We start from the raw sequence: 10819 nt of genomic DNA, 5'->3' as shown, positions 1-10819 counted from the left end.
CCACAAAACCGGCAAGACCACCATCGTCACCGTCTACGCCGTCACCAGCCTCCCCCCGGGCCGAGTCACTCACACCCAGCTCGCCGCACTGATCCGCGGCCACTGGAGCATCGAAGCCCTGCACCACATCCGCGACGTCACCTACCGCGAGGACACCTCCCGCGTCCGGACCGGCACCGCACCCCGGATCATGGCCAGCCTGCGCAACCTCGCCATCGGCCTGGCCCGCCTCATCGGCTGGACCAACATCGCCGCCGCCACCGACCACTACCGCAGCCACCCAACCAAGGGCCTTCAACTACTCGGTTTCACCAACTGAGAACGCTTCGGCCCTGGATCCTGAACTACGTCGAGAACAACAAGCACGGAAAGGATCTTCTCGGTCTGACCGAGTATCAGGTCCGCACCTGGGAGGGATGGCACCGGCATGGTCACCACGGTCATGCTCGCGCTGGCCTTCCTGACGTCACCCGCTCCCGCCTGCCCGACGACGACCATCCCGGCCAGCACAACGATCAGGGAAAAGACGAGGCGCACCGCACCGCGCCCCCGGCCCCCACATCGCCCTGATCCGCCCGTCCATCAGCGAAATCCACCGCGTCCTGGCGAGGCTGTTCACCCCCGCCAACGCCATCGACCACGTCCTCGCGTGGTCCCAGTTCCGACGCCTCCACCAGACTCGAGCACTGATAGTCGAGGCTCACCAGCCCCCGGGGGCAAGTGGCAGCCCCGGCGAGAGTCCAGCCCAGCAGAAGACCAACATGCCGAGATCATGACAAATAGAACAGTCAAGAGTACGCCATGACGCGCCGGACCCGGCGCCGCATGCTCGTCGCGTGCTCTTCGGCCATCGACACCAATGAACACTGGCTGACATTTTCAGACATTTTAAATGCGACAAAATCCGGCAGAGCGATACAATTGAATACGTTGAAACATGGCCCGGCATAAATGCTACGGACTTTTAATCCGTAGGTTCCGGGTTCGAGCCCCGGGCGCCCTACCACTCTTCATCCTTCTGACCAGGGGCTTCACCTCTCCCCCGGAATCCGCAGGGCCGCCGGAAGCCTCTTGGGAGACCGAGGGGAGACCGCCAGTTTGGGAGACCGCCCTCGGGACGATGGCGGCGCTCGCCTCGGCGGCCGTGTGCGCCAGCTCCGGTAGCACCGTCGTGTACGTGTTCTCGGTCAGATTGGTCGAGCTGTGGCGCAGCATTGAGGACACCATCTTCGTGTCGGCGCCGGCGGCGTAGGCGAGGGTCGCAGCGCAGTGCCGTAGATCGTGCAGCCGGATCGGCGGCAGGCCGGCTTGGTAGGCGAGTTGCGAGAACAGCTCGCTGACCCAGGCCGGGTGGAGCTCGGTGCCGTCCTCGTGAGTGAAGATGCGGCCTGTGTGGGTCCAGTCCTCGCCCCATTCCAGGCGTTCCTCGTTCTGCCGTGCGCGGTGCTCCTTGAGCACGGCGACCGTCCCGGTGTCGAGGGCGATCACTCCGTCGCTCGCCTCTGTCTTGGGTTCACCCTCCTCGAACTCCCACCCGAACAGCATGGAGCCGAGTTGCTGGCCACCGTTGTATCGGCGGCGCAACTCGTTGAAGTCCGGCAGCGGCGCCTCTTTCTTGTGCGCTGCTCGGATCATGTCGAGGATTTCCATCCGAGCCTCGTGCCCTTCCGGCCCCGCCTCAGGGACTTCAAGCAGCCGCCCCGCCTTCTCGTAGAAGGCGATCAGGTCGGTCTCGGTCTTGAAACCGCCCAAGCGCAGATAGACGCGCTTGCCATCGGGGCCGGCGGGCACTTCTTCCTTGCCGTACCAGGTCCCGTGGTTGGGATTCCACGAGCCGTCCTTGCGCCGCAGCCTGGGGCACTTCGCGCCGAGTTCACGGCCGTCCTGCCGACACTTGCAGCGTTTGAAACCGTTGCCCGTCAACTACGACTCACCTCTGTCCTATGTCGCGATAGATGAGGCCGATCTTCTTGGCATCCGCGTAGTCCTCTTGGGTTGCTCCGAACTCGGCAGCCAGTTCCCTCTCTGTCAGACTGCTGTTGCTTGCTTTCGTTGCCTCTCCAGCGCAGGCCGATCCGGGCCGCCAGGCTTTCGAGGTAGTCGAGTCGGTCACGAGGTTCTCGGTCGATGATCTGCTGGAGTCGCCTGTCGATCTCGGCGACAACATCACCGGTGGAACATTCCTCGCCTTGTTCGTAGGAGTCGATCACCGGCACGGCCACCTCGAACATCCCCGTGCGGATCAAGACCTCCGCGAAGTCCTGGATCAGCTCCGGCACCGTCCGGACGTAGCTGCTCGGAATCTTTCTGGCGAACAGCTCACGCAGGCGCAGGAGATCAGCCACGCTGCTGTGTCGCCACCGAGGGTCACGCGTGGGCGGAGTCAGGTCCCGACCATTGCCAATGGCTTGCAGAGTTCGTTCGAGGACTCCACAGGCAGCGGCCGCATGCTGCCACGGCTCCACGTCGAGCCAAGTGTCGATCGCCTTGGTCGCTCTGTCCGCATCGACTCTCCTCGCCTTCAAGAATCCCTCGTAGGCGGCCCGACTCTCTTGCTGGTCCAGTCGGTAACGTAGGCGCGCCCACGCGAGAAGGAATCTGGAGAACTGCGTCTTGGCGTCCCGGCCTTCTTGAGTAACGCTCCGGCTCAGGCGGTGCAGGTCTTGCCCTTCTGCGGCCTCGGGGGGCAGCGCAAGCTCTTTGAGGTGCCTAGGAGTGTCCTGAAGATCTTGCTGGGTGAGTCGGCATGAGGCGGCTCACCCCTTTGCTATGCAGTGATCGGGATGACAGTCCAGATGCCGTTGGTGTAGGCGAGCCCGAGGTTGACCAGGCGGCGGAGGTTGAGAGCGGCGGCGCGGTGGTGGAGCCAGCGGTCGTTGGCATCGGTGCCGCGGTAGCGCAGGCGGCGGTTGCCGCGGGCGACCAGCCAGGCCACGGCGCGCTCTACCATGGGCCGCCAGCGTCGGTAGTCGTCCTGCCAGTCGGGGTCGGTGGCGGCTTGGTGGCGGGCGGCGGCCTGCAGGTCGTGGTGTGGGCGGATGGTCACGACGCGGCCGGTCTTGGCGGTGGTGCATCGGTCACGCAGGGGGCAGGCGGCCGCACAGCCCGGTGAAGGTGGCGCGGCGCTGCTGGTGGCGGCCCCCGGTCGCGGCGAGCGGGACGGTATGCCCGGCGGGGCAGGTGACCGTGCCGGCGCGGGTGTCGATGACGAAGTCATCCAGGGTGTATCCACCGATCACGGCGGGCTTGAGTCTGGGCGGTTTGATGAGCAGCCGGTGTCCGGCGATGGTGAGCGCGGCGCGCAGCTCGGCGGCAGCGTAGGCGGCATCGGCCAGGATCTGCAACCGGCCGTCCTCGGTGGCCAGCAGGTCGGGTGCGACGGTGGTCCAGCTCGCGCTATGCGGGTGATCGCTATCTTGCCAGATAACAAGGGTTATCTGAAAACCACTACTGCCTGTTTCGCCTCCGATGAGTTCGGCCCGTTCGGCATCGCCCCACCACCAGGGACCGGCTGGGTTACAGGCACCACCCTGGACGCGGCCGGCGGATCACATCTCTAAACCCGCAACCCGAAACATACTGGTGCCACCGGAACGCAAAACCGGCCCGTGGCTCCAGCGTGCCATGATCATGCGAGGTCTTCTCCCAGGAATACGACGCAGTTGAATGCGGCAGCGTGCCAGTAGCGGCGATCTCGTTGGATCCCATCGACATGGACCAAGGCAGGCTCAGCACTGGGATTTACTTCGAGGGTCCGGGTGCCTACTTCGGACCTGGGCCAGCTTCGGGAGCAGAGGGCCGACCCTGGCCGCGCGGTATGACCACCCAGCATTGACCAGGCACGTCACAGCAAGATCAACGCCGTTTCAGGGCTCATGAACGTTTTCTTACCGGCACCCTATGGCGTGCGGGAGGATGCCGTGTGCGGCCAGCCGCTCGGGGATGTCGGCCAGGGCCGATAGCTGGTCGATGTGGTGGACGCCGGTGGGCAGCATGCCCGCGAGGACGGTGCGGGTGACGTGCGCGGCGACGAGGGCGGTGGCGCGGCTCTGACCGTTGCCGGCGAGGGCGAGCGCGGCGTGCCGGTCGCCGTTGACCGCGTCGACGCGGATGGCGAAGCCGTCGCCTCCCAGGTGTACCCGGGACAGCGCGGTGGTGATGAGGCCGCGCAGCGCGGGGCGCCGGAAGACGCCGAGCCGGCGCAGGCCGGCCAGCAGCGTGGTGGAGAAGGCGGAGTCGAGGCACATGCGGGTGGTGACCCTCGGCGCGCCGAGGGTCCGGCGCAGGCTGTGCTGGTCGGAGAAGTCCAAGGGGTAGGCGGTGCGGCGGCCGTGGCCAGGCATGATGTATCGCCGCGGGCGGGCGGTGGGTGGCCCGGCGAGCCGGGCCACGGTCCAGGCGACCGCGTCCGCGCCGTGCTGTTCGCCGGCGCCGAGCAGCACGGTGATGTCGATTTGCTGTGCGCCGCCGAGGTGTTCGTGCACGCGCCGGGCGAGCAGGTTCGTCAGTCCCGGCGCGAGGCCGACGCTGAGGACCCCGGTCGCCCCGCCGGCGGTGGCCCGGCCGGCGAAGTCCTCCACCTGGCGCAGCAGGTGGTCGGAGGCGCCGACGTCGACCAGGTGAACGCCGCGGGACAGGCAGGTCTCGGCGACGGCGGCGTCGGCCGGTTCGACGCAGAGGACGACCACGGCGATGTCGCCGAGGTCGAGGAGCCGCTCCAGGTCGGCGATGTCGGCCAGGTCGAGCCGGACCCTTCGCACGGTGGCGGGAAGGCGGGCGCCGTCGGGATTGCGTCCGGCGGCGATGACCTGGCCGGGAAACCATCCGTCCAAGGTTGTCGAAACCTGGGCGCCGACCGCGCCATAGCCGCCGATCACGAGGATCCCTGACACCCGACCGACCTCCTGTCACTCCTCTCGCATTTCGCTAGAGCATGACACTAGTTATTCGAATTACGCAAGGAGGGTGCCGATCAGAGTCCGGGCCGCCCAGTCGGCCCAGGCGCGGTCGCTCCAGCCCCGGTGGCGGGTGAGCAGGAGGTAGGTCTCCGGCGCCAGGACGGCGAGGGCCATGTCCGCGGCGCGCAGTGCGTTGAGGCCGGCGCGCAGCGCGTTCTTGGCGGCCAGGGCGCCGGTGAACACGGCCAGCACCGTGTGCCGCTGCGTGATGTTGGTGCGCCACAGCTCGGCGATCTCCGGGTCCGTGGCGGCGGCGGAGCGGGCGACCTCCAGCAGCGGCGCCACCCGGGCATGGATGTCGGCGGTCGCTTCGGCGAGCCGGTGCAGCAGCTCCGGCGGCGGCGCGGCGAGCGCTTCGGTGACCCACGGGCGGTCGAGCGTGGCGACCGGGGCGTCGTCGCCGACCACCTCGACGTCGAGCAACTCCTTGAGGATCGCGCGTTTGGTCTCGAAGGTGAAGTACAGCGTCTGCACGGCCACCCCGCCCTGGGTCGCGATGGCCTGCATGCTCGTGGCGGTGTAGCCGCGTTCGGTGAACAGCTCGCGGGCGGCGGCGAGCATGCGTGCGCGGGTCTGGGCCGTCTTGGCCGCGCGCACTCCGGGCTTGGGTCCTGTCACCGGCGATCTCCCCAACTTGACTGGAGCACTACTCTAGTGCAATCTACGCTGGAGTATCGCTCTAGTGAAAGGGGTAGCGTATGGGTAACCGCACCACGACGGGTCACACGGCCGCGCTGGTGCTGATCACTGCGGTGGAGCTGGTGGTCTTCCTGGACACCACGGTCGTGAACATCGCGCTGCCGAGCATCGGCGCCGGCCTGCGTCTGGACGAGGTGGGACTGGCCTGGGTCACGAACGCGTACTTGCTGGCCTTCGGCGGGTTCATGCTGGTCGGCGGACGCGCGGCCGATCTGCTCGGCGCACGGCGGGTCTTCGGGTTCGGGCTGGCCCTGTTCACCGTCGCATCGGCACTGGCCGGATTCGCGGACAACGCGTGGGTGCTCGTGGCGGCGCGTGCGGCACAGGGCATCGGTGCCGCCGTCACAGTCCCGGCCCAGTTGGCGCTGCTGACGCGGACGTTCACTGAGCCGGCCGCCCATCGCCGGGCGTTTGGGGTCTGGGGCGCGATGGGCGCAGCCGGTGCCGCCATCGGCACGGCGGCCGGCGGCCTGCTCACCGACGGACTGGGCTGGCGGTCGATATTTCTCATCAACCTGCCGGTGGGCGTGGTGGCGCTGTCGCTGATCAGGAGGTCACTGCCCGCCGACCCGCCGCGCCTGGCGCGTTCGGCCATGCGGCTCGACCTGCCCGGCGCCGTGCTCGGCACGACCGGCCTACTGCTGCTCGGGTACGCGGTCGGCGCGCTCGCCGACCGGGCGACCTGGACGTCGGCCACGATCTTGCTGGCAGTCGCGCTGGCGCTGCTCGCCGGCTTCGTCGCCACCGAGGCGCGCACCGCAGCACCGCTCATGCCGCTTCGGCTGTTCCGGATCCGCCAGGTCACCGGCTCCGCGATCGTCAACGCGCTGGTCGGCGCGGCCCACGTACCAGCGTTCGCGCTGCTCGCCCTCTACCTGCAGAACACCCAGCACTACAGTCCCACGCGGTCCGGCCTGGCCGTCCTGCCGGTCGCGGCAGCCGGGCTGATCGCCTCCCGCACCGTCATCCCCGCCGCCATCAAGCGCTTCGGCGCCCGTACGTTGCTGGCGGCCGGACTTGCGTTGCAAGCCCTCGCGCTGGCTTGGTTCGCCACGCTGCCCGCCACCGTGGACTATCTCCCCGACGTGCTGCCCGCCGCACTGATCCTCGGCGTCGGCCTGCCCGCCTCATTCGTCGGCGTCACCGCGCCCGCTGTCACCGCCGTGGACCAGACCGATGCCGGGGTGACCGCCGGCGTCGTCAATACCGCCCAACGCATCGGATCCGGCCTCGGAGTAACCGCCATCCTGGTCCTGGCCTCCACCGTTACCGGCACGGCCGGCTACCTGGCCGGACTGCGAACCGGCTTCGCCGCCGCGGCAACCCTCGCGCTCCTCGGCTGCCTTCTCACCCTTGCCCTGCTGCGCCCGAACCTCTTGGCGACACCGGTCGCCCGTCCGGCGGAAAGGCCACACCGTTGAACACCCGCAACGGCCACCATGACGACCGCCACCGCTGGAGCCGTCCTGTTCCTGCTCGGCACGATCCTGCACCCGGCCCGCGACGGCCATGGCGTGGCCGTCGCCCTCGACTGGTACGGCATCACCCACGCCATCCAGGCCATCGGCCTGGCCCTGCAGGCAGTCGCCCTGGCGAAGCTGACCCCCGCTCGCCGCCTGTCGGCGCACCACGCCGCGCTGGCCGGCGTCCTCGCCTGGCTCGCGCTGATCGTCTACGACGGTTCCCACAACCCGGTCACCGCCCGATACGCGCCTGAACTGGTCCATTCATCAGCCGACCTCAGTCTGGGTGGGGCGTTGTTCGTGCTGCCCGGGCTGCTGCTCTTCCCCGCCGGGTACGCCATCCTCGCCACGTCGCTCGTCCGCGGTGGAGCCCGATGGTGTGCGCTGTTGCTCGGCGTCGGCGCGCTCACCTACTGGCTTGGCGGCCTCCTCATCTTCGCGGCCGGCCCGCGTTCGCCGTTCGTCCAGGTCCTCGAAGTGATCGGCGCCTGCCTGTACGCGGTCGGCTTCGCTCTGCTCGCCCGTACCAGGCTCACCGCACCAGGCTCGGGGCGAGCGTCGTGACACACCCCGTCATCATCATCGGAGCCGGTCCGGCCGGGTTGGCGGCCGCGGCCGCCCTGCGGCGGCGCCGGATCAACCCGGTCATCCTCGAGCAGGGCGACGCGGTGGGCACCTCCTGGCGGCACCGCCACCAAGACCTGCGCCTGAACACCATCCGCTGGCTCTCCGACCTGCCCGGTCTGCCCATCCCCAGACGCGCCGGCCGGTGGGTCGCCCGGGACGACTACATCGACTACCTCGAACGCTTCACCCGGCACGCGCAACTCCACGTACGTTGCGGTGTTCAAGCCCGCCGGATCGACCCCGTGGCCGGCGGCTGGCAGATCACGACGAGCGACGGCCACTACCGCAGCAGGCACGTCGTCGTCGCCACCGGCCACGACCGCGTCCCCAAAGTGCCTGACTGGCCCGGGCGCGCAGGCTTCCAACGGCCTATCCAGCACGTCGCCACCTTGCGCCGCGCCGCCGACCTCGCCGGCGCCCGGGTCCTGCTCGTCGGCGCCGGCAACTCCAGCGTCGAGATCGCCGGCCACCTCATCAATGCGGGTGTCCAACACCTATGGATGTCGGTGCGCACCTCACCGACCATCCTGCCCCGGCAACTGTACGGCGTGCCCCTGCACCCGCTCACCCTCGCGCTGCGTCTCTTGCCAGAGCCGATCCGCGATCGCCTCGCCCGCGCCGTGGCACACCACACGTTCGGCGACCTACGCGCCCACGGACTACCCGCCCCAAGGCAAGGCCCGTTCGAGCGCATGCGCACCACCGGGGTCACCATCGCGATCGACCAAGGCTTCGTCGGCCATCTCACCGCCGGCCGGCTGGACATCGTCACCGTCGTCGACCATCTCGACGGTCCCGATGTCGTGTTGCGAGACGGCACCCGGCTGCAACCCGACATGGTGCTGGCCGCCACCGGCTACGACCCCGGCCTCGCCGAGCTGGTCGGACACCTCGACGTTCTCGACCACGACGGACGTCCCCGCCGTGATGCGGGCGAGTGCCGGTCCGCGACGGGACTGTGGTTCATCGGCTACCGACCGGCGATCGAAGGCAGCCTCCGCCGGATTCCCATCGAAGCGCGGCGGATCGCCCGCGCGATCGGCAACGGGCCTTGAGACACCGATCCAAGCCTGACCCGTCCCTGAGATAGCTCATCCCATCCCTCAACCACGTAGGAGTTCAGCATGTCCGTCCGCCACGTTGTGCCTGTGCCCAGGAAATCCGCCACTGGTCGAGTCGCCGAGGTGTACGCCCAATCGGTGGCCGACTTCGGGCAGGCCGCGTTCATGATGTTGTCACCGGCGCCTGAGCTGCACGCCGCGGCCTGGGCCGTGCTGCGCGAGTCGGAACTGGCGGGACTCGCACCCCGCACCGACAAGGAGGTCGTGGCCGTGGCCGTGTCACAGGCCAACCGGTGCCGGTTCTGCATCGACGCGCACAGCATCCTGATCCACGCCCTCGGCGAACACCAGCTCGCCGAGGACCTGCTCGACGACCGAGTCCCGGCCGGCCCTCACCATGCCGCGCTGGCGACCTGGGCGAAAGCCACCCGAACCCTTGATCCGGCACATCTGTCGGCACCCCCGTTCCAGGCCGAACTCGCCGCCGAGTACATCGGCACGGCCCTGTCGACCCACTTCATCAACCGCATGTTCTCCACGCTCACCGACGAGCAACTGCTGCCCGGCAATCTGCAACGAGTACGGCCGGTACGCCGGGTCGGGGCCATGGCCTACACCCGCACTGTTCACCGGGAACTCACCCGAGGTGACAGCCTGCCGCTCCTGGCCGGCATCCCGATGGCGTCCTGGCCGGCCTGGGCTGGCGACACGCCGATCGCGCCCGCGTTCACTGCCCTGCGCAGTGCGGCAGCCGCTGGCGCCACACTCCTGAGCGAGCCAAGCCGGAACCTTCTCCGAGCCACGGTCGCCGAACCCACTTCCACCGGCCCCCTTTCGCATGGCACGTGGCTCACACAACGGTTGACCCGGCTTCCCGAAGCCGACCGGCCCGCCGCCAAACTCTCGCTGCTGGCCGCCCTCAGCCCACACGACATCACCGAAGCGGACGTCACCGCATGGCGCACCACGACCTCCGCCACCGACACCGATCTGGTGCACCTGCTTGGCTTCGGCGCCATCACCGCGGTGGAGCGGATCGAGGAAGCCATCACCAGCTGGTTCTGTCGGTGACAAGTGACAGCGTTTGACGGTCAGCTGCGACAGCGATCGTTTCCGCTGAAAGACGATGTCGCTGAGAAGTAACAGCGCCCGAGGGCTCGCGGTGAGAGCATTGATGTGCTTCGCGGGATGAGGTGGCGCTGGTGCAGCCCAAGTCCAAGGTCGAGTTGTACGCGGCGATCCGCCGCGATTCTCGAGCGGGGCTGTCCATCCGGACCATCCAGAGCAAGTACAACGTGGGCTTCCGCACGGTGGAGAAGGCGCTGGCCTGTCCCCGATGTCGCCTCGATCAGCGAGCTCAACGCGCTGATCGACCAGTGGGACGTCAAAGACGAGCAGCGCCGGATCCGGATGCGCACCCAGACCATCGGCGAGCGCTTCGCCCACGAGCGGAGGTTGCTGGCGCCGCTGCCGGTCGAGCCGTTCGAGATCGGCCGGCTGCTCACTCCGCGCGTCAACATGCACGGACAGATCAGCGTGCGCACCAACCGCTACTCGGTGCCGATCCGGCTGGCCGGGCACCAGGTGCGGGTCATGCTGTTTGCCTCCCACCTGGTCGTCTACCACAAGGGCGCAGAAGTGGCCCGGCACGAGCGGCTGATCGCCAAGGGCGGGGCTCGGCTGGAGCTGGACCACTACCTGGAGGCCCTGGCGCACAAGCCCGGCGCGCTGCCCGGCGCCACCGCGCTGGAACAGGCCCGGGCCGCGGGCACCTTCACCGCCGTCCATGAGGCCTGGTGGGCCGCGGCCCGCCGCAAGCACGGGGACGCGGAAGGGAGCCGGGCGCTGATCGAGGTGCTGCTGCTGCACCGGCACATGGAGCATTGATGGCGCTTCGCGAATCTGACCAGGGGTGCTCTGTGAAAGTTGCCAGGTCGTTGGACTTCATACTACGGCTTTAGTTGATGTTCGTCACGGATTGTGACGGTGTGTCGACGTGAACAGCAGCGGG

Annotated in this window: 11 protein-coding genes and 2 pseudogenes; 7 read left to right on the top strand and 6 right to left on the bottom strand. The window is 68.5% G+C overall.

The annotated features are described in order from the left end of the window. Window positions 1-319, top strand: a pseudogene (locus E1267_RS45050) (ISAs1 family transposase); the annotation flags it as partial. A 32-nt stretch (window positions 320-351) separates the two neighbouring features. Further along, window positions 352-570 (top strand): annotated as a pseudogene (locus E1267_RS48140) (IS701 family transposase); the annotation flags it as partial. A gap of 384 nt (window positions 571-954) precedes the next feature. Here the strand turns inward: E1267_RS48140 and E1267_RS45045 are convergent. From E1267_RS45045 to E1267_RS39620, 6 genes are all read right to left on the bottom strand, one after another. Further along, window positions 955-1923, bottom strand: a complete 969-nt coding sequence (locus tag E1267_RS45045; RefSeq protein WP_165960060.1) for a tyrosine-type recombinase/integrase — start codon at window positions 1921-1923, stop codon at window positions 955-957. Beyond that, entirely contained in the window at window positions 1920-2345 is a 426-nt protein-coding gene (locus E1267_RS39640; RefSeq protein WP_132340787.1) for a hypothetical protein, read from the bottom strand. Before E1267_RS39640 ends, E1267_RS45045 begins: the two co-directional genes overlap by 4 nt. A 422-nt stretch (window positions 2346-2767) precedes the next feature. Next, window positions 2768-3046 carry a transposase gene (locus E1267_RS46970; RefSeq protein WP_246064580.1) on the bottom strand — a complete coding sequence of 93 codons (279 nt, stop codon included), beginning with the start codon at window positions 3044-3046 and terminating at the stop codon, window positions 2768-2770. A gap of 31 nt (window positions 3047-3077) precedes the next feature. Then, the gene (locus E1267_RS46965; protein WP_246064578.1) at window positions 3078-3344 is read right to left on the bottom strand and encodes a hypothetical protein; all 267 of its coding nucleotides are present in this window, start codon (window positions 3342-3344) and stop codon (window positions 3078-3080) included. 543 nt (window positions 3345-3887) lie between these two features. Further along, window positions 3888-4892, bottom strand: a complete 1005-nt coding sequence (locus E1267_RS39625) for a saccharopine dehydrogenase family protein (protein WP_220449897.1) — start codon at window positions 4890-4892, stop codon at window positions 3888-3890. A gap of 60 nt (window positions 4893-4952) precedes the next feature. Continuing rightward, complete coding sequence (locus E1267_RS39620; RefSeq protein ID WP_246064576.1) at window positions 4953-5576, bottom strand: TetR/AcrR family transcriptional regulator; 624 nt, start codon at window positions 5574-5576, stop codon at window positions 4953-4955. An 80-nt stretch (window positions 5577-5656) separates the two neighbouring features. Here E1267_RS39620 and E1267_RS39615 point away from each other — a divergent pair, with 80 nt between their 5' ends. From E1267_RS39615 to E1267_RS39600, 5 genes are all read left to right on the top strand, one after another. Continuing rightward, window positions 5657-7078 carry an MFS transporter gene (locus tag E1267_RS39615; protein WP_132340781.1) on the top strand — a complete coding sequence of 474 codons (1422 nt, stop codon included), beginning with the start codon at window positions 5657-5659 and terminating at the stop codon, window positions 7076-7078. An 18-nt stretch (window positions 7079-7096) separates the two neighbouring features. Next, on the top strand, window positions 7097-7684 hold the full coding sequence (locus E1267_RS45040; protein ID WP_165960059.1) for a hypothetical protein: 588 nt from the start codon (window positions 7097-7099) through the stop codon (window positions 7682-7684). Beyond that, window positions 7681-8802: a flavin-containing monooxygenase gene (locus tag E1267_RS39610; RefSeq protein WP_165960058.1), complete on the top strand. Its 1122-nt coding sequence runs from the start codon at window positions 7681-7683 to the stop codon at window positions 8800-8802. Before E1267_RS45040 ends, E1267_RS39610 begins: the two co-directional genes overlap by 4 nt. A 69-nt stretch (window positions 8803-8871) precedes the next feature. Beyond that, window positions 8872-9879 carry a carboxymuconolactone decarboxylase family protein gene (locus E1267_RS39605; RefSeq protein ID WP_132340777.1) on the top strand — a complete coding sequence of 336 codons (1008 nt, stop codon included), beginning with the start codon at window positions 8872-8874 and terminating at the stop codon, window positions 9877-9879. Between the two features lie 339 nt (window positions 9880-10218). Next, window positions 10219-10695: a Mu transposase domain-containing protein gene (locus E1267_RS39600; RefSeq protein ID WP_181957905.1), complete on the top strand. Its 477-nt coding sequence runs from the start codon at window positions 10219-10221 to the stop codon at window positions 10693-10695. Window positions 10696-10819: the final 124 nt, after the last annotated feature.

Source organism: Nonomuraea longispora (assembly GCF_004348345.1).
GTDB classification, from domain to species: domain Bacteria; phylum Actinomycetota; class Actinomycetes; order Streptosporangiales; family Streptosporangiaceae; genus Nonomuraea; species Nonomuraea longispora.
This window is presented reverse-complemented; position numbering and strand designations above follow the sequence as displayed.